This window comes from Variovorax sp. TLI9-5A (assembly GCF_056867935.1).
This window is the reverse complement of record NZ_CP200310.1, coordinates 5,121,846-5,147,585: the sequence shown is the minus strand read 5'-3', so window position 1 is coordinate 5,147,585 and position 25,740 is coordinate 5,121,846. Positions and strand designations below refer to the sequence as shown.

The 25,740-nt window shown below is 67.2% G+C and carries 21 protein-coding genes; 7 read left to right on the top strand and 14 right to left on the bottom strand.

Annotated elements, in window-relative coordinates; translation table 11 throughout:
• Window positions 1-15: 15 nt before the first annotated feature.
• The 6 genes from AC1VNX_RS24380 to AC1VNX_RS24355 are packed head-to-tail and all read right to left on the bottom strand — an operon-like array spanning window position 16 to window position 6,822.
• Window positions 16-999 carry a Bug family tripartite tricarboxylate transporter substrate binding protein gene (locus tag AC1VNX_RS24380; protein ID WP_483160214.1) on the bottom strand — a complete coding sequence of 328 codons (984 nt, stop codon included), beginning with the start codon at window positions 997-999 and terminating at the stop codon, window positions 16-18.
• A 37-nt stretch (window positions 1,000-1,036) separates the two neighbouring features.
• Complete coding sequence (locus AC1VNX_RS24375; protein WP_483160213.1) at window positions 1,037-2,491, bottom strand: benzaldehyde dehydrogenase; 1,455 nt, start codon at window positions 2,489-2,491, stop codon at window positions 1,037-1,039.
• A 27-nt stretch (window positions 2,492-2,518) separates the two neighbouring features.
• Window positions 2,519-4,222 carry a thiamine pyrophosphate-binding protein gene (locus AC1VNX_RS24370; protein ID WP_483160212.1) on the bottom strand — a complete coding sequence of 568 codons (1,704 nt, stop codon included), beginning with the start codon at window positions 4,220-4,222 and terminating at the stop codon, window positions 2,519-2,521.
• A 26-nt stretch (window positions 4,223-4,248) separates the two neighbouring features.
• Entirely contained in the window at window positions 4,249-5,238 is a 990-nt protein-coding gene (locus AC1VNX_RS24365; protein WP_483160211.1) for a tripartite tricarboxylate transporter substrate-binding protein, read from the bottom strand.
• A gap of 50 nt (window positions 5,239-5,288) precedes the next feature.
• A complete protein-coding gene (locus tag AC1VNX_RS24360) occupies window positions 5,289-6,068 on the bottom strand; it encodes an SDR family oxidoreductase (protein WP_483160210.1) in 780 nt (259 codons plus the stop codon).
• 1 nt (window position 6,069) lies between these two features.
• Complete coding sequence (locus AC1VNX_RS24355; protein ID WP_483160209.1) at window positions 6,070-6,822, bottom strand: SDR family NAD(P)-dependent oxidoreductase; 753 nt, start codon at window positions 6,820-6,822, stop codon at window positions 6,070-6,072.
• Window positions 6,823-6,904: 82 nt separating this feature from the next.
• On the opposite strand from AC1VNX_RS24355, the gene AC1VNX_RS24350 reads away from it, so the two are divergent.
• Both AC1VNX_RS24350 and AC1VNX_RS24345 read left to right on the top strand, forming a co-directional pair.
• A complete protein-coding gene (locus AC1VNX_RS24350; protein ID WP_307615709.1) occupies window positions 6,905-7,618 on the top strand; it encodes a TetR/AcrR family transcriptional regulator in 714 nt (237 codons plus the stop codon).
• Window positions 7,619-7,729: 111 nt separating this feature from the next.
• Window positions 7,730-8,740 (top strand): flavin reductase, encoded by a 1,011-nt coding sequence (locus AC1VNX_RS24345; RefSeq protein ID WP_483160208.1) that lies wholly within the window; start codon window positions 7,730-7,732, stop codon window positions 8,738-8,740.
• Window position 8,741: 1 nt separating this feature from the next.
• Here the strand turns inward: AC1VNX_RS24345 and AC1VNX_RS24340 are convergent, their stop codons facing one another.
• The 4 genes from AC1VNX_RS24340 to AC1VNX_RS24325 form a co-directional block, all read right to left on the bottom strand.
• Window positions 8,742-11,510 carry a winged helix-turn-helix domain-containing protein gene (locus tag AC1VNX_RS24340; RefSeq protein ID WP_483160207.1) on the bottom strand — a complete coding sequence of 923 codons (2,769 nt, stop codon included), beginning with the start codon at window positions 11,508-11,510 and terminating at the stop codon, window positions 8,742-8,744.
• A gap of 192 nt (window positions 11,511-11,702) precedes the next feature.
• A complete protein-coding gene (locus AC1VNX_RS24335) occupies window positions 11,703-12,602 on the bottom strand; it encodes an SDR family NAD(P)-dependent oxidoreductase (RefSeq protein ID WP_483160206.1) in 900 nt (299 codons plus the stop codon).
• Between the two features lie 61 nt (window positions 12,603-12,663).
• A complete protein-coding gene (locus tag AC1VNX_RS24330; RefSeq protein WP_483160205.1) occupies window positions 12,664-14,523 on the bottom strand; it encodes an AMP-binding protein in 1,860 nt (619 codons plus the stop codon).
• 116 nt (window positions 14,524-14,639) lie between these two features.
• Window positions 14,640-16,838 carry a 3-hydroxyacyl-CoA dehydrogenase NAD-binding domain-containing protein gene (locus AC1VNX_RS24325; protein ID WP_483160204.1) on the bottom strand — a complete coding sequence of 733 codons (2,199 nt, stop codon included), beginning with the start codon at window positions 16,836-16,838 and terminating at the stop codon, window positions 14,640-14,642.
• A gap of 101 nt (window positions 16,839-16,939) precedes the next feature.
• Between AC1VNX_RS24325 and AC1VNX_RS24320 the strand changes: the two genes are divergently transcribed.
• Window positions 16,940-17,371 carry a MarR family winged helix-turn-helix transcriptional regulator gene (locus tag AC1VNX_RS24320; RefSeq protein WP_307615703.1) on the top strand — a complete coding sequence of 144 codons (432 nt, stop codon included), beginning with the start codon at window positions 16,940-16,942 and terminating at the stop codon, window positions 17,369-17,371.
• 31 nt (window positions 17,372-17,402) lie between these two features.
• Here AC1VNX_RS24320 and AC1VNX_RS24315 read toward each other — a convergent pair whose 3' ends face one another.
• The 4 genes from AC1VNX_RS24315 to AC1VNX_RS24300 form a co-directional block, all read right to left on the bottom strand.
• On the bottom strand, window positions 17,403-18,161 hold the full coding sequence (locus tag AC1VNX_RS24315) for a class II aldolase/adducin family protein (protein WP_483160203.1): 759 nt from the start codon (window positions 18,159-18,161) through the stop codon (window positions 17,403-17,405).
• Between the two features lie 265 nt (window positions 18,162-18,426).
• Window positions 18,427-19,620 carry an FAD-dependent oxidoreductase gene (locus tag AC1VNX_RS24310; RefSeq protein ID WP_483160202.1) on the bottom strand — a complete coding sequence of 398 codons (1,194 nt, stop codon included), beginning with the start codon at window positions 19,618-19,620 and terminating at the stop codon, window positions 18,427-18,429.
• A gap of 35 nt (window positions 19,621-19,655) precedes the next feature.
• The gene (locus AC1VNX_RS24305; RefSeq protein WP_483160201.1) at window positions 19,656-20,477 is read right to left on the bottom strand and encodes an SDR family NAD(P)-dependent oxidoreductase; all 822 of its coding nucleotides are present in this window, start codon (window positions 20,475-20,477) and stop codon (window positions 19,656-19,658) included.
• Window positions 20,474-21,748 (bottom strand): MFS transporter, encoded by a 1,275-nt coding sequence (locus AC1VNX_RS24300; RefSeq protein ID WP_483160200.1) that lies wholly within the window; start codon window positions 21,746-21,748, stop codon window positions 20,474-20,476. The genes AC1VNX_RS24305 and AC1VNX_RS24300 overlap by 4 nt, the downstream gene beginning before the upstream one ends.
• A 251-nt stretch (window positions 21,749-21,999) precedes the next feature.
• On the opposite strand from AC1VNX_RS24300, the gene AC1VNX_RS24295 reads away from it, so the two are divergent.
• From AC1VNX_RS24295 to AC1VNX_RS24280, 4 genes are all read left to right on the top strand, one after another.
• Window positions 22,000-23,280, top strand: a complete 1,281-nt coding sequence (locus AC1VNX_RS24295; protein ID WP_483160199.1) for an acyl-CoA dehydrogenase family protein — start codon at window positions 22,000-22,002, stop codon at window positions 23,278-23,280.
• Window positions 23,281-23,295: 15 nt separating this feature from the next.
• On the top strand, window positions 23,296-24,357 hold the full coding sequence (locus AC1VNX_RS24290; RefSeq protein ID WP_483160198.1) for an alpha/beta hydrolase: 1,062 nt from the start codon (window positions 23,296-23,298) through the stop codon (window positions 24,355-24,357).
• A gap of 43 nt (window positions 24,358-24,400) precedes the next feature.
• A complete protein-coding gene (locus AC1VNX_RS24285; RefSeq protein ID WP_483160197.1) occupies window positions 24,401-24,562 on the top strand; it encodes an aldehyde dehydrogenase family protein in 162 nt (53 codons plus the stop codon).
• A gap of 167 nt (window positions 24,563-24,729) precedes the next feature.
• Window positions 24,730-25,698, top strand: coding sequence for a helix-turn-helix domain-containing protein (locus AC1VNX_RS24280; RefSeq protein WP_307636324.1), 969 nt, complete (start codon window positions 24,730-24,732; stop codon window positions 25,696-25,698).
• Window positions 25,699-25,740: the final 42 nt, after the last annotated feature.

Below are 25,740 nucleotides of genomic sequence, written 5' to 3'. Positions count from 1 at the left end.
TTCCTTTTCTGGCGATCAGCTGTCAGCCGTGAAGCCGATGGAGCGCACGATGGGCCCCCAGCGCTGGGTGTCCGCCTTCAGCCGGGCCTCGAGTTCTGCAGGCGTCGAAGATGCCGGCTCGAGCCCCATCGCCGCGATGCCTTGAGCCAGCTCAGGGGACGCGAGCGCCGGCACCAGCGCCGCATGGAGGCGTTGCACCACGTCGGGTTTGGCCCCTGGAGGCAGATAGATGCCATACCACTCGCTGAACACCAGGTCCTTGAAGCCCTGCTCGGCATAGGTCGGCACCTGCGGAGCGAACTTGCTGCGTTTCTCACCCGATACGCCGAGAAGGCGCACCTTCCCGCTCGCCATCTGGGCGTTGATGTCACCGATCAGGCCGGACACCGCCGCCACTTGACCGCCGATGAGATCGAGCAGCGCCGGTCCGGTACCGCGGTAGGCGATGTGCGTGAGCTGTGCGCCGCCTGCCTGGCCCAGCAGCACGCCGATGAAATGCGGGATGGAACCTGGCGCAGGCGAGCCGAAGTTCGCCTTGCCCGGATTGGTTTTCGCCCAAGCCAGAAAATCGCTCAACGTACGCACGGATTCGGGCACGGCCGGCCCGATGCAGAAGCCGAACTCGAAAGTCGTCGACAGCGAAACGGGTGTGAGGTCGGTGAAAGGGTTGTAGCCGACGTTCTTGTACGTATGCGGATAGATGCCGAGCATGGACATCGGCGTCAGCAACATCACGCTGCCGTCCGCCGGCAGGGACTTCATCGACTGGACGGCGATCTTGCCTCCCGCACCCGGCTTGTTGTCCACGACGACCGACTTCGCATAGCCGGGTTGCAGCCGCTCAGCCAGACGGCGGCACATGGTGTCAGCCGTGCCACCGGCCGGGAAGCCCACGATCACGCGGGCGATGTCGCTGCCTTGGGCGAAGGCCGGTCCCGCTACGGCCAGTACCGTGGAACTTGCGGCGCCTTGCAGCACCTGACGGCGGGTCAATTGCATTGCTGTCTCCTTCGGTTTTATGGTGGTGAAGTCGGGATCAGAAGGGATAGGCGTGCGCCGAGGCGTCGATCGTGACCCACTGCCACTGGGCAAATTCTTCCCAGTTGGCGGGGCCGCCGTGGCGGCCGCCATTGCCGGAGGCGCCACGCCCCCCGAACGGCACGCTGGGGTCGTCACCCACCGTCTGGTCGTTGATGTGCACGATGCCCGTGGGAATGCGCTCTGCGAGCGCCAGGCCGCGGGCGACGTTGGCTGTAATGACCCCAAGGGTGAGGCCGTATTCGGTACGCGTCGCAAGGGCCACGAGTTCATCCTCGTCATGGAAACGGACCACCGAAGCCACCGGGCCGAATACTTCCTCCTCGAAGCTGCGCATGCCCGGCTTCACACCCGTCAAGACCGTCGGCTGGAAGAACGGCCCGTCGTGCGTGCCGCCCGCCTCGAGCACCGCTCCGGCGGCGACGGTATCGCGCACGATGCCGTCGATGCGCGTGACCTGACGCTGGTCGATGATGGGTCCGAGAGCGACCTGTCCGGACGCCGGATCGCCAACAGGCAGGTGCTTCGCCTTTGCAATCAGAGCCTGCAGGAAGGGTTCGTAGACCTTTTCGTGCACGAACACCAGGCCCGTGGTCATGCAGATCTGGCCCTGGTGCAGGTAGCAGCCCCAGGCCGCGTTCGAGGCCGCGACTGCAACGTCGGCATCGTCCAGGACAACCAGGGAATTCTTTCCGCCCAGCTCCAGGGTCACCTTCTTCAGGTGCTTGCCGGCCAGCTCGCCGACGCGGCTGCCGACCGCAGTCGAGCCGGTGAACGAGATCATGGCGATGTTCCTGTCGATGCACATTGCCTCGCCCGCTCCCGCGCCCCCGGGGAGCACGTGCAGGCAGCCTGCCGGCAAGCCGGCTTCCTCGAAGATGCGCGCGATCAGGAAACCGCCCAGGATTGGCGTACGGAGATCCGGCTTCAAAACCACCGCATTACCTGCGGCGAGCGCCGGCGCGACTGCGCGGATGGAGAGAATCAGCGGAAAGTTGAACGGGGAGATGACACCCACCACACCGTGCGGCACCCGGCGTGCAAGCGAGATACGGCCGTCGTCGGCGGGCAGCATGAGGCCGGCCGGCTGGCTGCACATCGCCGCGGCTTCGCGACAGATACCGGCGGCCATCTGCAGTTCGACGCCGATCTTCGGCGCGATGGAACCGGATTCGCGCATCAGCGTCGGCGTGATCGCATCGGCATGCGCGTCCAACAGGTCGGCGGCCTTGCGGAAGATGGCCGCCCGCTCCTTGTGGGGCTTCTTCGCCCATGCGGGCTGTGCCGCGCGTGCGGTTGCGGCCGCCGTGGCGACTTCCTTGGGCGTGGCCGAGCCGACGTTGAAGAGGGTATGGCCGGTTGCCGGCTCCGGCACGGGCTGACGCTCTACAGCTGGCGTCCACGTTCCGTCGAAGAGACAGCCTTCGAAGCGAGAGAGATCGATGAGGGACATGTGAGGACCTGGGAGAAGAGGAGCGGATTACTTGCGGGTGAAGAATTCGGTGCTGGCCTCGAGGCGTTCCTTCGCGACGAGGAAATCGATGACGGCCGGCTGCCCCCTTCGGTTCGCTTCGAGGGCCCGGCGCAGCGCCGGCTCGACGTCAGCCGGGTTCTCGACCCGCTCGCCGTGGCAGCCGCACGCGCGTGCCACTTGGGCAAAGTCCGGCTGGACGTCGAAGGTGGTCCCGATGAACCGGCTCTTGAACACGTTGCGCTGCCCATCCCAGATCGACCCCAGGGCCTGGTCGTTCAGGACGCACCAGGTGACGGGGAGGCCGTGCTCGGCCGCAGTGGGCAGCACGTTCATGATCATCTGGAAGGAGCCGTCACCCACGAAACCCAGGGCAGGGCGGTCGGGATACACGAGCTTTGCCACCGGAAGCGCCGCCGCGGCGAAGCCCATGCCGTAGAAGCTCGATGGCACGATGGTCGTGCGCGGCTCGTAGAGGTCGAAGTTGGGGAACGCGCCGGCCATTCCCTGGGCCAGCACGCCGACGTCGATGGCGACGGCGCTGTCGCGCGGAAACACTTCGCGTGCCATGCGAATGGGGCGCAACGGGTGGAGGGGCTTCTGCTCGGACGCGGCCGCTGCCATGGAGTCGGCGCGCAACTTCGCGCGTTCGGCGTCGATCGTTGCCAGACGGTCCCGCGTCGAAGGGGCGGCCGCAGGCGCAGGCTGCATCGCCTTCACTGCGTCGAGGAGATCCTGCAGAACCTCCCTCGCATCCCCCACGATCCCGATCTCCGGCTGCACGCTGCGGCCGAGTTCCGCGCCGTCGATGTCGACCTGGATATAGCAGGCTTCGCACGAGGGAAGATAGCTTTCCTGCCAATTCGTTTCCTGTTCTTCGAAGCGGCAGCCGACTCCCAGCACGACATCTGCCCCGGGCAGGAGGTCGCGGGTGAGTGAAGTGCGATGGTGGCCGATGCCGCCCGCAGCGAGGGGATGGTCGTCGGGGAGGCTGCCGCGGCCGGACAGCGTCGAGAGGACCGGAATCGACAGGTGTTCGGCCAGTTGCCGGAGCACCGCGCTGGCGTCAGAGGCGATCACGCCGCCACCGGCGACCAGGAGAGGTCGCTCGGCCGCGACCAAGGCGCTGGCAGCGCGCTGGACGGGATCGCGCTCCGGCCGGACCCGTGCGGGGCGACCGGCCGGACGGTACCGATCGAATTCCACCATCTGCGAGAGCAGGTCTCGGGGAAGGTCGACGAGCACCGGCCCCGGCTTTCCGGAGCGCGCGATCACGAAGGCCTGGCGCAGGATCTCGATGATGGAATCCGGCCGGTCCACGCGCACCGCCCATTTCGTGATCGGACGGAACACCTGATCCTGGGCAATCTCCTGGCTGGCACCACGGTGGGTGGTCGATGTGGCCGCCCGTCCTGCCAGGATCACGATCGGCAGCGCGCCGATGAAGGCTTCGGCAATGCCGGTCACCAGATTGGTGGCGCCCGGCCCGGCGGTCACGCAGCAAACCCCTGGTTCCCCCGTCAACTGCGCGTACCCGGCCGCCATGCTGGCGGCCACCTGCTCGTGCCGAACCAGCACGTGCCTGATCTCGGGTGTGTCGTACAGCGCATCGTAGATGCTCAGGGTATGACCGCCCGGCATTCCGAAGACGGCGCGCACGCCCTCGGCCTTCAGTACTTCCACGATCGCGCGTCCAGCGCTCATCTGCCCCATCGAACTGCTCCTTTGATTGGGTTGCTTCAGTCCGCCTTGAAGCCGATCGTCTTCACGATGGGCCCGAAGCGGTCGTATTCGGTCTTGACGATCTGGCCGAGCTCGGCGGGCGTCGTGGCGTGCGGCTCGAGGCCGAACTTGTCGAGCATCTCCAGCACGGCCGGCTTCTGCAGGGCCGTCTTGATGTCGGCCGCCAGGCGATTGACGTGCTCCGCCGGGGTGCGCGCAGGCATGAACACGGCGTAGTCTTCCTGGAAGACGAAGTCCTTCACGCCTTGCTCGATGAAGGTCGCAACGTTGGGCGTGTACTTGGTGCGGCGCGTGCCGCCGGTCGCCAGGACGCGAATCCGGCCGGACGGCAGATAAGGAAGGAAGTCACCGAGGCCCGAGGTGACGGCCGAAATCTGGCCGCCGACGAGGTCGAGCACCGCGGGACCGGCGCCCCGGTATCCCGTGTGCACGAGGTCGAGGTCGATCCTGCGCTTCCATGCCTCGATCATCAGGTGGGGCATCGAACCGGAGGCCGGCGAGCCGAAGTTCGCCTGCTTCGGGTTGGCCTTGCACCATTCCACGAACTGGGCCAGGTTGGTCACGGATGGCGGCACCGCCGGGCCCACGGCAAGACCGAAGCCGGTCGTGGCAATCGCGGAGACGGGAACGAAGTCCTTGAACGGGTCGTACGAGAGCTTCTCGTAGATGTGCGGATACATGAACATCATGCCCGCCGGCGAGACGAGCGCCGTGGCCCCGTCAGGGGCGGCGTGCTTCACGTATTCGATGCCGATGCGCGTGGCCGCGCCCGTCTTGTTCTCGATGATGATCACCTTCGCATAGCTGCCGGTGACCGCTTCTCCAACGCGGCGCGCGATCGCATCGGTGGTGCCGCCCGCCGCGAAACCCGTGACGAAGCGTGCCTGGTCGAGCATTTGCCCGGAAGCACTCGCACGGAATCCCATCAGGCCGGCGCCCGATGCAGCAGCGACTGCGAGGACTTGTCGGCGGTTGATTTTTGTCATTTGCGTCTCCAGTTCGGCATGGCCGTGTTGTGTTGATCTGAGAAGCGGGCTCACGTCCGCGCCGAGAGGGCGGTACGGTGCAACCCGAGGTAGTCCCGGTTCCAGGTCGGGCTTACGACGAGTTCGTTGATGCAGGCGCGCGGCGGCATGCACGCTGCGAACACCACGCAAGATGCGACGTCCTCGGGAGTGAGCATCCGGGCGCGCTCCTCGGGCGTCGGTGGAACGGGGCGCTGGTCGACGATGGCCGTGGCGACCTCCTCAGGCACGATGGCCGTGGCGCGAATGCCGTTGAGTCCCTCTTCGATGTTGATGGACTCAGTGAGTGCGAGCACCGCCCGCTTGCTGGCGCTGTAGGCCACGCCCGGAAAGAAGGCGGCGTGCCGTCCGGCCCAGGAGGCGAAGTTGATGATCGTGCCGCCGCCGCGACTTCGCATGCCCGCGAGCACCGCGTGGCACGCGTAGAACATGCCGGAGAGATTGACGGCGACGACACGGTCCCATTCGGCTGCAGAGGTTCGCGCGAAGTGCCGGTTCGGTGAGTTGATGCCGGCGCAGTTCACCAGCACGTCGATCCGGCCATGCGCTTTCTCGAGGGCGGCAATGCCGAGCGCCAGCGCATCGCTGTCTGTCACGTCGCAGGGCCACGCCTGCGCCGGCGCAGGACCGCCGAGGCTGGCGGCTGCGCAGGAGAGCGCCTGTGCGTCCCGGTCCAGCAGGACGACCGTTGCGCCGGACCTGGCGAATTCCGATGCGCAGGCAAAACCGATGCCGGAGGCTGCGCCCGTGACCACGACCACCTGGCCCTGCAGTGCTTGGTGCTGTGTCATGTCAGTGCCCGGACCGGCCGCCGGACAGGTCCAGCACCGACCCCGTGCTGAAGCTGCATTCACGGCTCGAGAGCCAGGCCACGGCGGCGCCAACCTCGTCGGGCTCCATCATCCGCTGCATGGGAACGCGCGAGATCATCGCCTTGACCTGCTCGGGCGGCGTGTGGGCCGTCATCTCGGTGCGGGTAGGTCCGGGCGCGATGGCGTTCACCAGGATGCCGGACGTTGCGAGCTCCTTGCCCAACACCTTGGTCAGTCCGATCATCCCGGCCTTCGAAGCCGAGTAGGCGCCGAGCAGCGGCGAACCTTCCTTGCCCGCCACGGATGCGACGTTGACGATGCGCCCGTATCGCGCGGCCAGCATGTGTGGAATGACGGCGCGACAGCAGAGGAACGCGCTGGTCAGGTTCACGTCCATCACCCGACGCCAGTCCTTCAGATCCATTTCCCACGCGTGCTGGTGCGGCCCGCTGATGCCTGCGCTGTTCACCAGGATGTCCACGCCATGCATGGTGGCCATTGCAGACTTCATGGCGTCGACGACTGCGGCCTCGTCGCTCACGTCGACCGCATTCGCGCGGATCGAGCCAAATGCAGAAAGTTCATGCTCGCTCTCTCGAAGTGCGGCATCGTCGAGTGCCCACACCGTCACGGTGGCCCCCGACTGGAGCAGGCGTCGTGCGATAGCATGGCCCATGCCCCGGGATCCGCCCGTGACAATGGCACGTTGCCCTTTCAGATCAATCTGGTTCATTCGCGTTGAATTTTAACGATCGTTAAATTCAGTATACGCTCATTCAAATCGCCCGCAACAGGGGTGATCCGGAGTCTTTTGCATGACCTTTGAAGTACCGCCTGAAGAGTTGCCCAAGTGGGGCCTCACGCAGGTTTCAGTCCAGAAGCAGCGAGACCTCAAGAAGGAGGCACTGCTCGAATGCGCCGCGCGCTGGTTTCACAGGCACGGATTCCACGGTGCCTCGCTTGCGGACATTGCTTCCGAGCTCGGCGTGACCAAGCCCGCCATCTACCACTACGCGAAAAACAAGATGGAGCTGCTCTACGAGCTGCACGTGCGCTCCCTGATGGCCGCGCGGCAGGCCCGGGACGACGCCGTGCGCGACGGCGTGGATGGTCTGGACCGCATCACGCGTCTGGTTCACAACGTCGTCATCGCAATGACTTCGTCGGTCACTTCGACTTTTACGTTTTTGGAGCCCGGAACCCTCGACGAGGCGCACTCCGAACCGATCATCGCCGCGCGGCGTTGGCTGGCGTACGACTTGCGCGAGTTGATCCGCAGCGGCGTCGAGGACGGCAGCATCGTTCCATGCGACCCGAAAATGGTCAGCTTCTTCATCGTCGGCGCCCAGAACTGGATCACCAATTGGTACGAGGCCGGAGGTGCGCTCGAGGGCGAGCAGATCGCGGCAAGCTATTCGACGATGGTGCGACGCATGCTCGCCACGGGCGAGCGAGTTCCCTTGCCATCGCACGTACCGGGTTCCGCGCGAGCGGCAGATCCCGCTGCGCAGGGCGGCACCTCGGAATGAAGAAACGGCGCCACGGGTATTCCGCGCCGCCACGCTCGGCACGGCCGACCGACCCGAGGAACCTGCCCAAAGATAGTTGTCGCAGGCAAGGCGGGGGCCCATAGTGGCCCGATGAATACCGAATCGCCAACCGAAGTCCGCGCCACGAGCGATCCGCGCGCCCTGCGCGATGCCCTCGCCACCTTCACCACCGGCGTCACGATCGTGACCACCCGCGACGCCGAAGGTGCGCCATTCGGCGTGACCGTGAACAGCTTCAACTCCGTCTCGCTCGAGCCGCCACTGGTGCTATGGAGCCTGGCCAAGACATCGCGCAGTCTTGAGGCCTTCCAGCGCGCCGAGCACTGGGCCGTGCACATCCTGTCTACCGAGCAGGATGCGCTGTCGACGCGCTTTGCCCGGGCCGGCGAGAACAAGTTCGAGGGCATCGAACTCGAGTCCGGCATCCAGGACATGCCTCTGCTTCCGCGCTGCACGACGCGGCTGCAGTGTCGCACCAGCTTCCGCTACGAAGGCGGTGACCACATCATCTTCGTCGGCCAGGTCGTCGCCTTCGATCGCTCCGACCGGGCACCGCTGGTCTTTCATGGCGGCAAGTACGCGGTGGCGACCCGCAAGACGCCGCCGCTCACGCTGGCGCCCCCGGAAGGCGCGCCCATCGACAGCCGCTTCGATGATGAGTTCCTGGGCTACCTCCTGTGGCGCGCCAGCCAGCAGTTTCATCTGCGCGTGCAGCGCACCCTGGCGGCCCGCGAGTTGACGCAAGAGGAATTTTTCGTGCTGATGCCGCTCTTTCACAACGATGGCCGCGGCGCGGCCGCATTCTGTTCAACGCTGGCCGACCTCGGACTCGGCGCGGCAACGTCCGCCATCGACCGCCTGGCTGCCCGCGGGCTGATTCGCATCGAGCCTGATACTCGCCGGCTGTTTCTCACCCCAACCGGTCACGACGAGATTCTTCAGGTCCTTGCGATGACCAAAGCGATCGAGTCGGAATGCCTCGGCCAGTTGGGCCCCTGGGAAAGCGTGTCGCTGAAGAATCTGCTCAAGCAGTTCATTGTGCAGACCAATCCCGGCCTGCCGCACCCCTGGGACGCGGAGGAAGCCGAGCCTCAGGCATGACTCAGTTGACGTAGCCCAGCGCCCGCGCCTTCTCCAGAGCGCCCAGGCGGCGTCGCACGCCGAGCTTGTCGTAGATCTGCTGCATGTACCACTTGACCGAGCCTTCGGTCAGTCCGATGCGGTCTCCGATTTCCTTGTTGAGCATGTTGCGCGAGACAAAGCGCAGGATGTCCACCTCGCGTGCCGTCAACGGCTCGATCGGTGCCGCGCTGTCCCGGATGTCTCGGCCCGACAGCTCGTTCGCCGAAGCGGCAAGCGACTTCGGGTTGGGCTGCGAACTTGGCAGCGGCGCGCCCAGGGCCACGCACAGGCGACGGCGCAAGATGCCGATGGCCGCATCAGGCTCGTCCTCGACTTCAAGCGCTTTCAGCACCAGGGAGCGGACCGGTTCGCCTTCGATGACGAAGGCGAACACCATGCCGCCGATGGCCGCCTGGCCCAGGGCCTGCCGGATGGTGCGCAATGCCCCTCGCCCGTCACCGCCGGCGTATTGGGCCCGCGCAGCCAGGATGCCCAGCCGTACTTGCGATGCCACTGCGCCGCGCGATTCCGCGAAGCCCAGCCAGGCGCGCATGAGCCGCAGCGCCTCGGCGTGGCGCCCGCAGGCCATGGCAAGCCGTGCCCACGCCATCGCCATTACTTCCTGCTTTGTGGTCACCGCTGTGCCCGGACGCAGCAGCGCGTCGTCTTGCGGCAGGCCCGTATCCGAAGCGACCCGCTGCGCGCCCAGTACGTCGCCTGCCAGCACGGCCTGGCGAATGCGCTCGTGGACGACGTGCCAGCGCAGGCGCTCGTATCCGCCCGCCTGTGCCTGCCCCAGGCCCTCGCGCAGCAGCGCCTGCGCCTTGGCATGCTCGCCATCGTGGGCACACAGGCGCGCCCGGCTCACATACGCGGCCACCAGGTCGTCGATCAAGCCCACGCCATGGCCCATGGGCTCGGCCCGCTCATAGCAATCGCGTGCCTCGGGCAGGTCGTAGCGCTCGATCAGCGCCTCCGCCAGCAGAGCCAAGGGCATGGCGGCCATATCCTGATCTCCCATCGCAGTGACGCGCGCGACCAGTGCGAGGGAAGCACGATACTGCTCGATAGCGGCGTCGATCTCGCCGCGCTGGAGCAGCGCGGGGCCGACGATGCAGCCGAGCCAGATCAGCGTCGGTTCGTTCGCCGAACGCAAGAACATCGCGCGCGACTTGACGCTCAATGCCTCGCAGTCGCCCAGGCGGTATTGCTCCCGCCTGGCCAGGAGCAAGGCCATTTGCACAGTGCCTTCCAGGTAGTAGTCCACCGATTCGGTCGCACGCTGATGCAACTCGGCGGCCAGCCTCTCGACGCCCGCGATGTCATCGCTGAATTTCGCCAGGATCAGTTGGCGATGCAGACACAGGTACTGCCACTGGCGCAGCCGCAGCGGTTCGACCGACGGATCCTGCGCCATGCGCGACAGCCGCGCCGTCACGCCTTCGAGCAGCAGCCGGGCCTCATCCAGACGGCGCTCGCACAGCAGATAGAGCGAGCGCCAAAGCTGCAGCCCCGGGTATTCGTTCAGCACCTGGGCCGGCAACTCCTCCGCCCAGGCCACGCTTGCCGAGTAGATACCGCGGCGGTCGATCGTGCTCCACCAGCGATCGAGCATGCCGGCCGCCAGATGGTGGTCCTCGCTGCTCAGCGCATGCCGGATGGCCTCGACGACCAGTCCGTTGTCCGAATACCAGATACTGGCGCGCCGATGGAGCTCGCGTTCGAGCCCCGGCTCGCGCTCGCGCAACTGGCGCTGCAGGAATTCTGCGAACAGGTGATGAAAACGGTACCAGTGCCGTTCTTCATCGAGCGAGAAGATGAACAGGCTGGACGCTTCCAGCTCATCGACCATCGCGCGGCCATCGTCGCCTTGCGTCAGCGCATCGCACAATGCCGGGCAGAAGCGGGTGAGCACGCAGATGCGCAGCAGGAAGGATTGCACTGCCGGCTCAAGACGGCTGAACACGTCTTCGGACAGGAACGCGGCGACGTCGCGCTGATCGCCGGTGAGCCGGTCGGCGAAGCTGTTCTCATCCGCCGCGCGCTGGAGCGCGATCGACGCCATCTGCAGGCCCGCCGCCCAGCCTTCGGTACGCTCATGCGTCAATTGGGCCAGGCGCTGCGAGACCACGCGGCCACTGTCCTGCGAGAGCAGCCTGCGCGCGTCTTCCAGGGTGAAACGCATGGTATTGACGTCGACTTCCGAGACCCGCCCCAGGGCTCTCAGCCGCGCCAGCGGGAACCCCGGCGCGCCGCGGCTGCCGACGATCCAGCGGACGTTGTCGGGCGCCTCTTTCACCAGCATCGCGAGCAGGCGTTCGGCGGCCGAGCCGTGAATGGCGTGCAGATCGTCGAGGAAGACATAGACCGGTTCGTCCTGCGCGAGCAAGGCATGGTCGAACATGGCTGCCACACGACCCAACCAACGGCTTTCGATCGATTTGGCGCCGGAGCCGGTCCATTCCGGTACGGCCACGCCGCGGGCGATCAGGGCTGCGCGCAGGTGAACCACCAATTCGGCGACCGATCCGTCGAACTCGTTCAGGCTGAGCCATACCGCCGTGCGTGAACGGTGTCTCAGGCTCCAATAGCACTCGCCCATCAGCGTGGACTTGCCATAGCCCGCCGGCGCCTTGATCAGCACCAGCCGCCGCGCCTCGATGTCCCGCAGCACCGTCTGGCTGGCGCTTCGGGAGATCAACTCGCCTTCGCGGCGTGGCGGAAAAAGTCGCGTTTCCAGCACATCCATATTTGTCTCCAGAGGCGTCGCGAGTCGCCGGTGACGTCTATCGCATCGGCGATGACGTCAATTTGGACTAATTATTGTGGGTACCTGTCTCAAGCTCACATGCGCGTAATCCCGCCCCCACGCGCCGATGCAGGACCCAGCAGGTCGATGCGCTTCGCCGTGCAGTTCATGGGCGATGAGTGCGGGCCCGGCTCAGCCGGCCTGCTTCAGGCTGGCCTTTGCCGCCGCCACGGCCTGGCGCCGGCCGTTCTCCATGGCCAACCGGTCCGCAGCCTCGGGACCGGGGGCGGGCGGGAATGCGTCAAGGATCTCCTCGAACACTTCGGCGAGTTCATCGCGGAACTCGCCGTGGGTCAGTATGTAGGCCTCGTTCGCGGCAATGCCTTGCAGGGCGCGCCGGCCGATCACGATCGGCTCGACCCCGGCGTCGAGCATGTTGACTCCGGCCCCGAACGGCGAAGGACCGTCCGCGTCAGCCGGCACCGGCGACAGCTCGGTGCCGGTCTGCATCATGCCGGTCTTCACCAGGCCGGGGCACAGCACCGACACGCCCACGCCGCTGCCGGCCAGCGCAATGCGCAACGATTCGCTGAAGCCGCGCGCGGCGAACTTGCTCGTCGCATAGATGCCGCCGGGGGCGGGCATCGGAATCAGCCCGGCCATCGACGAGGTGTTGAGGATGTGCGCCCACTCGCCATGCGCGCGCAGCTTCGGCAGGAAACTCTTCACGCCGTTGATCAGGCCGAACAGGTTGACGCCCAGAACCCAGTCCCACTCTTCGTACCCGGCCTCGTGCATGGGCGAGACGCCGCTGACGCCGGCGTTGTTGCACAGCACGTGCACCTTGCCGAACACCTCGACGACCTCATCGGCGGCACGGGCCATCCGCGCCCGGTCGGTGACGTCCACCTCCATCAGGTGGTAGCGCCCCGCGGCCGGACCGAGGCCGGCTGCGGCGGCCTCCAGCGCTGCGCGGCGCACGTCGGCCAGCACCACTTTCATGCCGGCTTCCAGAAAGGCCTGCGCCAGCCCCAGGCCGATGCCGCTGGCCGCGCCGGTGATGAAAGCCACTTTCCCTTGCACGTCCTTCATTCGAATGTTCCTTGTGTTGCAGCGCCGGGCTTTTCAGTTCATCGGAATGCGCGGCGGCTGTTCAGTGCACTCGCACCTGCAGCGACAGGCGTCCCAGCAGGGCCTGGACATCCGCCTGGTCCTGCGGGCTCTCCAGCTCGACCTCCACCTGCACGCCGCGGCCTTCGTCGCGGGCACTGACATCGCGCACCGCGATGCCGGCCGCGCCGAGCAACGCGCGCACGGCGCGGTCGGCTGCGCGCGCGCGAAGCCGGTTGCGGGCGAGCTTGCCGACCGCCGTGACCGGCAGTTCGGGCAGCGGCTCGATCCAATCGGGAACGGCCGCCCGCTCGATCGTCTGCCGCCGCAGGTGCGCCTGCAGCGCTTCGGCGTCGAAGGCTTCGCCTCGGCGCAGCTTGACGTAGGCCACCGGGATCTCGCCGGCATGGGCGTCGGGCCGTGCGACGACGGCGGCCGCTTCGACCGCCGGATGGCGCAGCAGGGCTTCCTCCACCGGCGCCGGGTCGATGTTGTGGCCGCCGCGGATGATCAGGTCGCGTGCCCGTCCGATCAGCCAGACGAAGCCGTCGGCGTCTTGCCAGCCGAGGTCGCCGCTGTCGTACCAGCCTTCGGCGTCGAGGGGCTGCTGCCCGGATGGGATCCCGAGGTAGCCGCCGAAGACGTTCGGCCCCTGGAACAGCAGATGACCGACCTCGCCCGGTGGGCAATCGCGCGTCGGCGTGCCGGGCAGCGCCACGCGCAGCCGGGTGTAGGGCAGCCGCAGGCCGATGGAACCCGGCTTGCGGCTGCCATGCAACGGGTTCTGCGTTGCCACGCAATGCAGCTCGGTGCAGCCGTAGCCCTCGATCACCGGCACGCCGGCGTGGGCCTCGAAGCGCGTGAGCGTTGCGCGCGGCAGCGGTGCCGCCCCGCACCACACGAGTTCGAGCGATGAGATGTCGGCATCGACGGGCACGTCCAGCAGCGAGCTCAGAACGGTCGGCACCGTCGAGACGTGCGTCACGCGGTGCTGCGCCAGCAACTGCCAGATGCGCGGGTACAGCGCCTTGTTGCGCCAGCCGCCGCCCACCAGCAGCACGGCTGCACCCGCCGACAGCGGCGCCAGCCCGGTGAGCGTGAGGCCGGCAACGTGGAACAGCGGCATCGCGCCCAGCACGAGGTGGCCCGGCCGCAGGCCGTACATCGCCGCCGAGACCGCGTTGTCGAAGACCTGCCCCAGATGGTGCTGCGCGGCGAGCTTGGGCTGGCCGGTGGTTCCGCCGGTGTGGAACCATGCGCAGAGTTGCCGCGGGTCGTCCGGCGCCGTGGCGTCTAGGGGAACGTCCGCGTCTTCACGGGCCAGCGCCTCGTCCCAGTCGAGCAGGGGCACGCGCATCGGGCCGGCCGGCTGCGCAGGCGCCCAGGGCTCGTCGCGGACCGCCACCACCGCACGCAGCCCGGGCACCAGTTCGAGCAGCCCGGGCACCTTCGCCCAGATCTGCGCATCGGCACGGCTTGCCACCAGCACATGGGCATCCGCCGCGCGCAGCAGGCTGGCGATGTGCTCGGTCTCCAGCATCGGGTTGACCGGCAGCGCAACGCCGGCGCATTCGGCGCTCCAGGTTGCATGGTGCGCTTGTGGCCCATGGTGCAGCAGGCAGGCCACGACGGGCGTGGCCCTGCCGTGCTGCGCGGCCAGCCGGCGCCACAGCGCGGCGGCGCGTCGCAGCGTCGCGTTGAACTCGGCATGGCTCTGGCGGCTTGCCGGTTCGAAGCTGGGCTGGCCCGGATGTGGCAGGTAGATCCAGGCGGTCGCGTCGGGATGGGCCGAGGCCGCGGCTTCCAGCAGCGCGCCCACGCTGCGCCAGGGCAGCCGTTGCGCCAGCGGCACGTGCTCGATGCGCGCGATGTCGTCCTGGGTGGCGATCGTCAGCATGTCCATGGGCATGGCTCAGGCAATTTCCAGCAGCGCCACCCATCGAGCAGCGCATGCCCGGCCATGCGCGTGCGTGAGCAGCCACAGGGGTGGCCGCGCCGTGGACAGGATCACGACCTCGCTCATGCGGCCATCTCCTGCGTGTCGAGGGCCTGCGTATCAAGGGACTGCGTGTCGCGCAGGCTGCGGCCGGAAGCGGCCAGGATGCCGATCAGTGGAGCAGGGCGCCAGAAGCCGGCCTGCGAGGCATCGCCGCCCGCCTGGCTGGCCTGCTCGCTCAGCAGCCGCAGCACGTTCACCAAGCCCATCTCGTCGGCCTGGAACATCGGGCCGCCTTTGGCGGCCGGGAAGCCGTAGCCGGCCACGTAGACGACATCGATGTCGGATCCGCGCTGTGCGATGCCTTCGCCGAGCACGCGCGCGCCTTCGTTGATCAGCGCGAGCAGGCAGCGCTGGACGATCTGCTGCGCAGCCACGCTGCGGCGCACGATGCCCCGCTCCGCCGCGAAGGTCTCGATCAGCGCGTGCACTTGCGGCGCGGGCTGCGGGCGTCTCGCGCCTTCGCCATGAAGGTACCAGCCCTGGCCCGTCTTCTGGCCGAACCAGCCCTGCTCGCACAAGGCGTCGGCAATGCCGTGGCGCTCGGCCACGCCGCGTGCGCGGCGGTGGCGGCGTGCGGCCCAGGGCACGTCGTTGCCTACCAGGTCGAGCATGCGGAAGGGACCCATCGCAAAGCCCCAGGCCTCGAGCGCGGCATCGACCTGCTCAGGCCAGGCGCCTTCCTCGACGAGGCGGCAGGCCTGGGCGATGTAGGCATCGAGGATGCGGTTGCCGATGAAGCCATCGCACACGCCGGCTACCACCGGCGTCTTGCGCAGGCGCGATGCAAGCGCCATCGCCGTGGCCAATGCGGCGTCGCCAGTGTGGGCCGTGCGCACGACCTCCAGCAGCGGCATGGCCTGCGCGGGGCTGAAGAAATGCAGGCCCACCACGTCGGCGGGGCGCGCGGTGCCGGCAGCCAGGGCATCGAGGTCGAGCGTGGAAGTGTTGCTCGCGATCAGCGCTGCCGGATGCGCCAGCGCGGCCATGCGTTGCAGCAGGGCCTGTTTCAGATCGAAGTCTTCGAACGCGGCCTCGACAAGCACATCGGCTTCGCGCCACGGGCGCTCGTCGAGCGTGAAGGCAAAGCGCTCGCGCAGGGCCATGGCTTCGGCCTCGCCGATGCGCCGGGCCTGCGCGCTGCAATAGCTGTCGATGGTGGCCCGGCCACGGGCCAGGCCGGCCTCGTCGCGGTCGGTGAGCGTGACCGGAATGCCTGCCTGCGCGAAGCAGATCGCGATGCCGGTGCCCATCAGGCCGGCACCGATGACCAGCGCACGCTTGATCGGTCGCGCCGCGGCATCGGGAGCGAGGCCGGCCAGCTTGCGCGCCTGTGTGCGGGCGAGGAAACCGTAGCGCAGTGCGCGCGCCGGCTCGGTGGCGGCCTGGGCGCGGAAGTGCTCGATCTCGAAGCGCATGCCGGCCTCGAAGTCCGCGAGGCTGTGTTCGATGGCGTCGATCGCCAATGCGGTGCCGGGCCAGGCACGCCGGTCCGCGGCCGCGCTGCGGCGGGCGAGCTGCAGCAGCGCCTGCGCCGACGGATGCTCGACGCGGCGGTCGCGCAGGCGCGGCAGCGGCCGCGCCTCGGCATGCTCGAGGGCGAAAGCCACGGCGCATTCGAGCAGGTCACCCTCGGCGAGTGCGCTCACCAGCGCGGTGCCAGCCCAGGCCGAAGCGGGCACCGTGCGTCCGCTGAGGATGAGGTCCAGGGCCGCTTCGAGCCCGATGGCGCGCGGCAGCTTCTGCGTGCCGCCTGCGCCGGGAAAGAAGCCGAGCGTGATCTCGGGCAGCCCGAGCTTCGCATCGGGCGTGCAGAGGCGGTAGTGGCATGACAGCGCCAGTTCCAGCCCGCCGCCCAGGGCGCTGCCGTGGACGGCCGCGACCACAGGCTTGTCCATCGATTCGATCTGCTCGCTGATCGTGGCGTGGAGCGACGGCTCGTCCAGGCCGTCGGTGTCGAAGTCCGCCAGCTCGGCGCCTGCGCAGAAGACCTTGCCGGCGCCGATCAGCACCACCGCGCGCACGGCAGGGTCGCGCGATGCCTGTTCCAGGCAAGCCGACAACGCGATGCGCAGCGGCATGGCCAGCACGTTGACGGGGGAAGGTTCAGCGTCAGCACGGCAACCTCGCCGCGGCGAGCGTACGAAACGGGGCCGGTCATGGCGCGCGCCTTGGCGTTGGTGCGGAGGCTGCCGGAGCGACCGGGAGAAAAATAACGTCAACCATGGTTGATGATTATTCTGTTGCCGGGTTAGGCTGCGATCCCGGGTTTACCCGGCGATGCAGAAGTAACTGGCAACAGGCGATGAATGAAAATATCTCCATGGCTTCGAGAAAGACTTACCTGAGAAACCTGCTGCTGCAGCGTTTCGACTGGATGGAAGAGCGCGTGCTGGAGCACGCCGTGGTGAGCGGCTACGGCTTCATCACGCCCGCGATGAATCGGCTGTTCGCCCACATGTGGGGGCAGCCCGTGGGCTTGTCGGAGCTCTCGCGGCGACTGGGCATCTCGCGGCAGGCGGTGCACAAGCTGGCGAGCGAGGCGGCGCGCCACGGGCTGGTCGAGTTCGTGGCCTCGACCGAGGATGCGAGGGTGGTGATGCTGCGCTTCACCGAAGCGGGCTGGGCGATGTCCGCGAGAGCGGCGCGGGACCTGGATTCCATCGAGGCCGCGATCGCCGCGAAACTCGGGGCAGCAAAGGTGGCACAGCTCAAGGCCTTGCTGGCCGAGGCCTGGAGCGACGAAGAGGCCTGACATCGCCTTAGCCCGCGCGGCTTGGGTCAGGTCAGCTGCGATAGCCGGGGTCGATGCGCTCGAGCTTGCGCAGCAGCGCCGGCCAGACAAAACCGCCGCCCTTGCCGCTCGTCTGCACCCGGGTTGCCTCTGCATTCACCTCAATGATCGAAGCCTCGACCGGGATCAACTCGGCGCCGCCCGATTGGGCGGCAATCTGGATCTGGCAGGCACTCTCGAAGATGTACATGTCCAGAAATGCATCGGCAATGGTGGGAGCCGCCGTCAGCAGCCCATGGTTGCGCAGGCACAGGTGCCGCTTGTCACCGAGATCCGCCTGCAGGCGCGGCTTCTCGGCCGGCCGGAAGGCGATGCCTTCGTAATCGTGGTACGCCAGAGACCCCAGCACTACGCTGCTCTGCTGCGAGATCGGCAACAGGCCATTTTTCTGCGCCGCCACGGCCACGCCCGCGCGTGTATGCGTGTGAATGACACATTGCGCGTCTTCGCGCACCTCGTGTACCGCGCTGTGGATCACGAACCCTGCCGGGTTGACCGGGAAGGGCGAGTCATCGAGCTTGTTGCATTGCAGGTCCACCTTGACCAGCGACGAAGCGGTGATCTCGTCGAACATCAGGCCGTAGGGGTTGATCAGGAAATGGTGCTCCGGGCCAGGCAGGCGCGCGCTCATGTGCGTGAACACCAGGTCGGTCCAGCCATACAGCGCGGCCAACCGGTAGGCCGCGGCCAGGTCGCACCGCATGCGCCATTCGTCCGCGCTCACGCGGCCTTCGATACTTTGCGTGTTCATCAGATTTCCCTGTGGTTCAAAAGCCTGGCCGCAGGTGGACCGAAGCGGCCGGCTGGCCGGGGGCGCATGGTCAGGGTGTCGGGTCGGGCAGTCATGTCGGCGTCTTCTCCTGGGTTGTACGGGGAGGGGCGTGAGCCCGACTTGCTCGGGCGAACATCGCAATCCTCGTCAGGACGGAGGGCCGGCGCACCTATAGAAAGACAGGTTCGAAACGACGCACGCGCTTCCGGTTGTTTCCTGCATTGCATCAAGGACAAATCCGCCATCACACCGGCATGGGATGTCCTTCCGCGTCGAAGAAGGACATGACGATGGCCCGTGCAATGTGCGGGTTCTCGCGGGCTGCGACGAGCATCCCGAAGTCCTGCGCGCGCCGCGCGGGGCTGGGCTCGCGCAGGCGACGCTTGTGTTCCGTGGAGGTGGAATTGGTCACCTCCCAGTACACACGGCGACGGTCGGCGTCGTAGAAGTCGAGCACCTTGTCGTCGCAACGGCCCTGGATCACCGCGCCCAGAGCCGTGACGACGTGAGCAGCATCCAGCGCGCCGGTGTTCAGCCCCATGCCACCCGCTGGGTTGGTGATGTGCGCGGCGTCGCCAGCCAGCAGCACGCGGCCGACGCGCAAGCGGTCAGCGCAGCGCTGGTGCACCCGGTACGGTGCGGCCGATTCGACGTCGTACGCCGCCCGCTGCGCGCTGGCCGGCAGGATACGTCCGTACCGCTCGGGAATGCGCCGCAGGACTTCGTCCTCGGGCAGGCTCGCGTCTTCGCCGAAGGTCACGCGCCACAGGCCTTCCTTGTTGATCTTCACAGTGATGGCCCAGTCGACCGGATGGTGAACGAGCGTGGTCTTGCCGAAGCCGTGTTCCTCCAGGTCGAGCCAGACGTTGGTGGCGACGAAGCGCTCCGGCCAGGTGTGGCCCTCGAACGTCGCGCCGATGGACCGGCGCACCGCGGAGCGCGCGCCGTCCGCGCCCAGCACCCAGTCGCTGCGCAGCGTCTCGGTGCCCTGCGGGGTCTGTAGCGTGGTGGTGACGCCGGTTGCGTCCTGCTGGATTCCGAGCACCTGATGGCCCCACAGCACCTTGACATGGGGCAGCTTCGCCAGATGCTGGAGGATCACGCTGGCCAGCGTGTGCTGGCCGCATTGCACGCCGTAGTGGTACGGCGTCAGGTCTTTGACCACGTCGAAGCAAACCGGTACGCGCTGGTCCTCCAGCTTGTAGTACTGCCAGAAGGTGTCGTTCTTCAGTGCCACCATCAAGAGGTCATCCAGCACCCCGAAGCTGTCGAGCACCTTCACGACGGGCGGCATGTAGTTGGTGGCGCGCGGTGCCTTCGACGGCGACGGTTCCTGGTCGACCACCGTCACCGCGATGCCCATGCGGGCCAGCCCCAGGGCGGCCAGCAAGCCTGTCGGTCCCGCTCCCACCACCAGCACATTGGTGTCTGCACTCATCGAGTGTTCTCCTGTCGTTTGTCTGTGAATGCCCGTCAGTCGGCAGTGCCGATGCTCTGCGCGCCGTCGATCACGAACTGGGCGCCTGTCGCATAAGTGGAGGCCTGCGAGGCCAGGAACAGCGCCAGACCTTTGAGTTCATCGGGATGCGCCACGCGGCCCAGCGGAACATGGCGGCCCATTGCCGCCTGCGCCTGCGGGTCGCGCATCCAGCCGCCGCCGATGTTGGTGACGAACATGCCGGGGGCGATGGCATTGACGCGGATGTTGTAGCGCGCCAGCTCCAGCGCGGCGCAGCGCATCAGGTGCGCCGCGCCGGCCTTGGCCGCCATGTAGGCCATGCCGATACCGCCTTCGACGGCGATCGCGGCAATCGAGGTGGTGATGACGATCTGCCCGCGCTGGCGCACCTTCATGTGCCGGGCCGCCGCCTTCAGCGTGGTGAAGACGCCATTGAGATTGATGTCGATGACTTTGTCCCACCGCGCGTCCTCGTAGTTTTCGAGCGCGTTTTCGGGCGGCCGGTGGCTGCGGTCGGGGGCGACGTAGCCGGGTCCCGGGTCGATGCCGGCGTTGGCGAACACCGTGTCGATCTTTCCGTGGCGCGCCATCACGCCGTCGAAGGCGCGGTCCATCCCCGGCCGGTCGGTCACGTCGAGCGGCACGCGCTCGACCCGCCAGCCCAGGGCCAGCAGCCGGGCCGACTCGGCCTCGAGCGCGGCCGTGTCGCGGTCCATCATCACCACTGTCGCGCCGTTCTCGGCCAGCGCTTCGGTAAAGGCCAGGCCCAGGCCGCTGGCCGCGCCGGTGACCACGGCCACCTGGTCCTTCACACTGAACAGGTCTTCGACTTTCACAGGGCTTTCTCGTTTGCGATCGCCGGATTCAGCGCAACCGCGGCGCCGGCTGTCCGGCCCCGCCGCGACGGCGCGGTTTCGATGAGGAACAGCGCCAGCGCCGCCGACAGAGCCGCCGCGCCAGCCCCGATGTAGAAAGGCATGGCCGGCCCCCAGTGGTCGGCCGCCGCGCCAGCCAGCACCGGTGCGATGACGCCGCCGATGATTTCGGCAATGCCCATGATCAAGCCCACCGCCGATGCCACCGCATGCCGGGGCACCGATTCCGCCGGAACGATGGAGATCGGGATCGCGGCCGAGCCCGCGGCCAGATGGGTGCAGAACACCGCGGCGGCGAACCAGCCCACCGGCCCGTTGAAGTGAACCAGCACCAGCGGCAGGCCGGCCGCCAGGAACGTGAAGGCCACGTACACGGGCTTGCGTCCGAAGCGGTCCGACAACGCGGGCACGACCAGCCCCCACAGCAGCGCACCGAGCCCGAGCATCGCCATCACGAAACCCATGTCGGGCGGCGCCATGCCGCGGTTGCGCACCAGGTACAGCGGCGCGAAGAGCAGCACCATCATCAGCCACGCCATCTGCGTGCTGGCGATCAGGACGCCCAGCCAGATGTTGCGGTAGCCGAGCAACTGGCGCACGGTCAGCCGGGCGGGCGGTGTCGCTGCGGCGGCCGATGCCTGCGGGCCCGGGGCGCGGCGCGCGCGCAGGAAAAGGGCGAGCACGAGCGCCATGACGAGGCCTGGCACCGCGACGATGTACATCGACTGGCGCCAACCGAAGCGCTCCGCCAGCGCCACCATCAGCACCGGTGCGACAAGGCCCGCCAGCAGCGTGCCCGAGGCGTTCTGCAGCACGCCCATGTTGAAGCCCAGGCGCTTGGGCGAGGACTCTTCGGCCATGATGGATTGCGCGATGGGCAGCACCGGCCCCTCGGTCAGGCCCATCAGCGCACGCACGAGCAGCAGCGCCAGGAAGCCCGCGGCCGCACCGGTGAAAAAGGTACACAGCGAGAAGCCGATCACCATCGCCACGAGGATGCGTTTCCGGGCGCCGGAGCGGTCGGCCAGTGCGCCGAAGCCGTAGCCCGAGATGGCCCAGCACAGTCCGACCGCGGCACCGAGAAGACCCACCTGGGTGTCGGAAAGGCCCAGTTCGGGCACCACCTGCGGCAGCAGGAACGTGAGGGCCATGCGGTCGAAGAACACCAGCCCGAAGGTCAGTGACAGCATGCCCAGCACGGCGTTTTCATAGGTCAGCCAGCGTTTGATCACAACGGTCTCCTTGTTTGTTGGTACGGCGTCCTCGATGTCCAACGGAGGTCGTCGCCAAGGCATGGTGGCCAGCCGGCGCGCGGCGCGCACCTATCGAAAGGTATGTGGCGGCAACGGCGCTGCCGCCGAAGATCGATGAGCACTGCCAAGGCCCGGCACGCCAGCAGACCTGCACAAAGATAGGTGCGGCGATTCGGCGTTACCCGACACACTCCGTCGCCATGGAAACAGGCCCAACAGGAGCGACCGCAATGAAACGCGACGAACAAGTTTTTCAAACCACCGCCGAGCCGCTGTCACGCCCGCGCATCGCGGCGCCCGAGCCGGGGCTGACCCCTGAAACCGTCATCGCGCGCGCCACCGCGCTGAAGCCTCTGCTGCGCGCCCAGCAGGACGAGGCCGACGCTCGCGGGCACTATTCACAAGCCTTGCACGACGAGTTCACCAAGGCGGGGTTCTATCGCCTGCTGCAGCCCAGGATGTTCGGCGGCTACGAGTTCGACTATGCGACTTACTTCAAGGTCATCATCGAGATCGCCAGCGGCCATCCAGCCACCGGCTGGTGCCTCGGCCTGGCGGCCTCGCATGGCCCGTTGGTCGCGGCGCACTGGTCCGAAGACGCGCAGGCGGAGCTGTTCGGTGACGGCCACTTCGCCGCGCCGCATCGCGCGGTGCCAGGCGGGCGTTGCGAACCCGTCGAAGGCGGCTACATCCTGGACGGCGTGTGGCCCTACTGCTCCGGCATCCCGCACAGCACCCATCTGGTCGCCGCCACATTGATACCCGGCCCGGACGGTCCGCCCCGCCTGCTCAATTTCGCCGTTCCTGCCGGCCAATACACGGTGCTGGACGACTGGGGCGGCGACCGCACGCTGGGCATGCGCGCCAGCGGCTCCAACAGCGTGCGCCTCGAGAAGCTGTTCGTTCCGCAGCACATGACCGCGGACGCCCATCACCAATACCGGCTGCAGGATCCGGACGCCGGCACTCACGGTACGCGACTGCACGGCAACCCGATGTACCTGGGCCTGACGATGGCGCCCTACCATGCGGCGCTGGTTTCGCCGGTGATCGGCGCCGCGCGCGCCGCACTGGACGAGTTCCAGGACACCCTGCGGACGCAGAACACGCAAGTACCTCCCTTCGTGAAGCGCCTTGAGAGTCCGGACTTCCAGCGCCCCTTTGGTGCCGCGCTCGCCATGACCGATGCAGCCGAAGGCATCGTGATGCAGGCGATGCACCAGCACATGGCGCTGTGCCGGCGCTGGGCCGAGCAGAAGATTGCGCCCTCCGGCGAAGAGATGCTGCGCCTGTGGACCATGCAGCAACAAGCCGGCAAGCTGGCCTGCGAAGCGATCGAGATGCTGTTCCGCAGTTCAGGGTCGACCGCGGCGCGCAGCGGTTCGCGCATGCTGCGGTACTTCGGCGACGCCCAGATGTACCGCGGACACATGTCCTCGCAATACCAGAACTTCGCGTCGATGGTGGGCCGGGCGCGCCTGGGCCTGCCCTCTGGGTTTCTCGACGTCTGATAGGAAAGAACGCACATGCCCACTCACCACCATGCGCCGCTGTCCATTGCCGACCAGGGCTGCTTCTGGGTCAACGTGGAGCGCAAGCCCACGCCGCAGGGTACGCTGGCCTCGGGCCAGATGTTCGTCCAATACCAGATTCCCGCGGAGAAGCGCCACCCTTACCCGATCGTGATGGTGCACGGCGGTGGCGGCCAAGGCACCGACTACCTGGGTACACCCGACGGCCGGCCGGGCTGGGCGACCTGGTTCCTTCGCCAGGGCTACGCGGTCTACGTGGTCGATCGTCCCGGCCACGGCCGCGCTCCCTTCCATCCCGATGCGCTCGGCCCGATGAGTCCACCGCCGCCCTACGAGATGATCAGCGCGATGTTCTCGGCGCCCAGCCCCGAGACCGCGCACTGGCCGCAGGCCCGCCTGCACACCCAGTGGCCGGGGAGCGGCCAGCCGGGCGACCCCGCGCTCGACCAGCTCATGGCTGCGCTGGGCCCCATGATTCCCGATCTGGCTCAGACCCACGAGCGCATGAAGCAGTGCGGCGTCGCGCTGCTCGACCGCATCGGTCCGGCCATCCTGATGACGCATTCGATGGGCGGCCCGTTCGGCTGGATCGTCGCGGACGAACGGCCTGATCTGGTCAAGGGAATCGTAGCCATCGAACCGGTGGGTCCGGCCTTCGACCCCATCGGGCCGAACATGGGCAAGCTGGACTGGGGGCTCACGGCGATCCCCCTGCACTTCGAACCCGCGGCGGCGCAGGCGTCCGATATCCGGGTCGAGCGCCGGAAGGCACCGGCACCGGGGCTGCTCGATTGCAATGTGCAGGTCGAGCCGGCGCGCAAGCTGCCTCGCCTGGCGGGCATCCCCGTGGCGGTGCTGGTCGGCGAGGCCTCGTTCATGGCGCCGTTCGAGCACGGTGCGGTCGACTTCCTGACACAGGCCGGCGTGGCAGCCGAACTGCTGCGCTTGGAGGACCACGGCATCCACGGCAATGGACACATGGTCATGAGCGAAAAGAACAGCGACGAAGTGGCGGCGCTGATCGACCGGTGGCTGCAGCGCAAGGTCTCGGACTGACGAACGGACATAAGTTGGAACTCCGAGCAAATCGCTCACTGGCGTGCGCGACGGAGATGCCATCGTGGACGAGGAACAATTCGGGCCCGTGCTGCCCGTCATCCGCTACGGCAAGGTGGCAGAGGCGATCGCCAGCGCAAACCGCCTCGACCTGGGTGGCCTCAAGTCGGTCACGACCCAGCAGGTGATCAGCACCAGGAAGTAAAAGGGGCCGCGAGCGCGGTCGGCCAGCGCATGACGGCGACCAGCCCACCCCTCGGCCGAATGCTCCGGTGCTTTCACGGATGGCTTTCTGGCATACGCATTGCTTAATGTGTGGGCAGGCGGTAAACCGCCTTTGGCATCGTTTATGCGTTTCTGGACGATCACCCCATGACCTCCGCTTCACCCCGTTCTACCGCCGAGGCTCAGTACTGCATCCGGCAGTCATCCGGTATCCAGGAGGCCTCCGATCACACCAGGCTGCTCGACGGCTGGGGCTTGACCTACGAGCAGCTCTCACGCGGGCGCTTTCAGGGCAGCCTCAACGAGGCATGGATCGAGGGTGTCCACCTTTATCAGGAGACACTGGCCCAGTCTGTTTTTCAGACGGGTGCCATGCGCCAAGGGTGCATCAGCTTGGGGGTGTTCGCATCCCTCTCCGGCGAGGCCCGCTGGTTTGGAAAGCCCGTCACCATTGACGACGTGATATTTCTCGACAGTGGTGGAGAGTTGCTGTTGTCCACGCCCAAACACAGCACCCTGCTGGTGCTGTGTTTGCCCCATCCCCGATTCACGGAATCGACCGAGCGTCGCGAACTTCACCATTTCGTGCATCACCCTGCACTGGCGCAAGTGCTGCGGCGGCAGATCGGCCAAGCCTTGGGCCAACTGCTCACGCAACCCCTGCGTTTCAGTCGCGAGAGCGCGCGACGCTTGTTTTGTGCGGACATGCAAAACTTGGCCGACGACTGCTTGCGTGTTGCAAGCGGGGCGCCATTGGACGCCTGCCGCGGCCGCGCCATCCAAGTAGTCCACCGTGCAATGGACTACATGCACGAGCGCCGGGGGGAAATGGTCTCCATTGACAGCCTGTGCAGCGCTACTTACACCTCACGGCGCAATCTGCAGAAATCCTTTGTGAAGGTGACCGGCGAAAGTCCCGCCCAGTTTCTGAAAGCCCAGCGACTCAACGGCGTGCGGCGCGATATCCTTAATGCGCCGGCAGGCCGGATGATCGGCGACATCGCCATCGACTGGGGTTTCTGGCATGTCTCTCAGTTCTCGGTAGACTACAAACGGCTGTTCGGTGAGTCGCCATCGGACACTGTCCAGTACGCGCGATACCGCAAGCTGTCCTGACGCTCTCCGACCTGCACTGCCTCGGGCGAGGTAGCTGCGTTC

What these genes read in the sequence shown, in the direction of transcription:
- AC1VNX_RS24280 (WP_307636324.1), top strand. Translation starts at nt 24,730, where the DNA reads ATGACCTCCGCTTCACCCCGTTCTACCGCCGAGGCTCAGTACTGCATC.
- AC1VNX_RS24365 (WP_483160211.1), bottom strand. Translation starts at nt 5,238, where the DNA reads ATGACAAAAATCAACCGCCGACAAGTCCTCGCAGTCGCTGCTGCATCG.
- AC1VNX_RS24350 (WP_307615709.1), top strand. Translation starts at nt 6,905, where the DNA reads ATGACCTTTGAAGTACCGCCTGAAGAGTTGCCCAAGTGGGGCCTCACG.
- AC1VNX_RS24320 (WP_307615703.1), top strand. Translation starts at nt 16,940, where the DNA reads ATGGCTTCGAGAAAGACTTACCTGAGAAACCTGCTGCTGCAGCGTTTC.
- AC1VNX_RS24290 (WP_483160198.1), top strand. Translation starts at nt 23,296, where the DNA reads ATGCCCACTCACCACCATGCGCCGCTGTCCATTGCCGACCAGGGCTGC.
- AC1VNX_RS24340 (WP_483160207.1), bottom strand. Translation starts at nt 11,510, where the DNA reads ATGGATGTGCTGGAAACGCGACTTTTTCCGCCACGCCGCGAAGGCGAG.
- AC1VNX_RS24380 (WP_483160214.1), bottom strand. Translation starts at nt 999, where the DNA reads ATGCAATTGACCCGCCGTCAGGTGCTGCAAGGCGCCGCAAGTTCCACG.
- AC1VNX_RS24355 (WP_483160209.1), bottom strand. Translation starts at nt 6,822, where the DNA reads ATGAACCAGATTGATCTGAAAGGGCAACGTGCCATTGTCACGGGCGGA.
- AC1VNX_RS24335 (WP_483160206.1), bottom strand. Translation starts at nt 12,602, where the DNA reads ATGAAGGACGTGCAAGGGAAAGTGGCTTTCATCACCGGCGCGGCCAGC.
- AC1VNX_RS24310 (WP_483160202.1), bottom strand. Translation starts at nt 19,620, where the DNA reads ATGAGTGCAGACACCAATGTGCTGGTGGTGGGAGCGGGACCGACAGGC.
- AC1VNX_RS24295 (WP_483160199.1), top strand. Translation starts at nt 22,000, where the DNA reads ATGAAACGCGACGAACAAGTTTTTCAAACCACCGCCGAGCCGCTGTCA.
- AC1VNX_RS24330 (WP_483160205.1), bottom strand. Translation starts at nt 14,523, where the DNA reads ATGGACATGCTGACGATCGCCACCCAGGACGACATCGCGCGCATCGAG.
- AC1VNX_RS24360 (WP_483160210.1), bottom strand. Translation starts at nt 6,068, where the DNA reads ATGACACAGCACCAAGCACTGCAGGGCCAGGTGGTCGTGGTCACGGGC.
- AC1VNX_RS24345 (WP_483160208.1), top strand. Translation starts at nt 7,730, where the DNA reads ATGAATACCGAATCGCCAACCGAAGTCCGCGCCACGAGCGATCCGCGC.
- AC1VNX_RS24375 (WP_483160213.1), bottom strand. Translation starts at nt 2,491, where the DNA reads ATGTCCCTCATCGATCTCTCTCGCTTCGAAGGCTGTCTCTTCGACGGA.
- AC1VNX_RS24315 (WP_483160203.1), bottom strand. Translation starts at nt 18,161, where the DNA reads ATGAACACGCAAAGTATCGAAGGCCGCGTGAGCGCGGACGAATGGCGC.
- AC1VNX_RS24370 (WP_483160212.1), bottom strand. Translation starts at nt 4,222, where the DNA reads ATGGGGCAGATGAGCGCTGGACGCGCGATCGTGGAAGTACTGAAGGCC.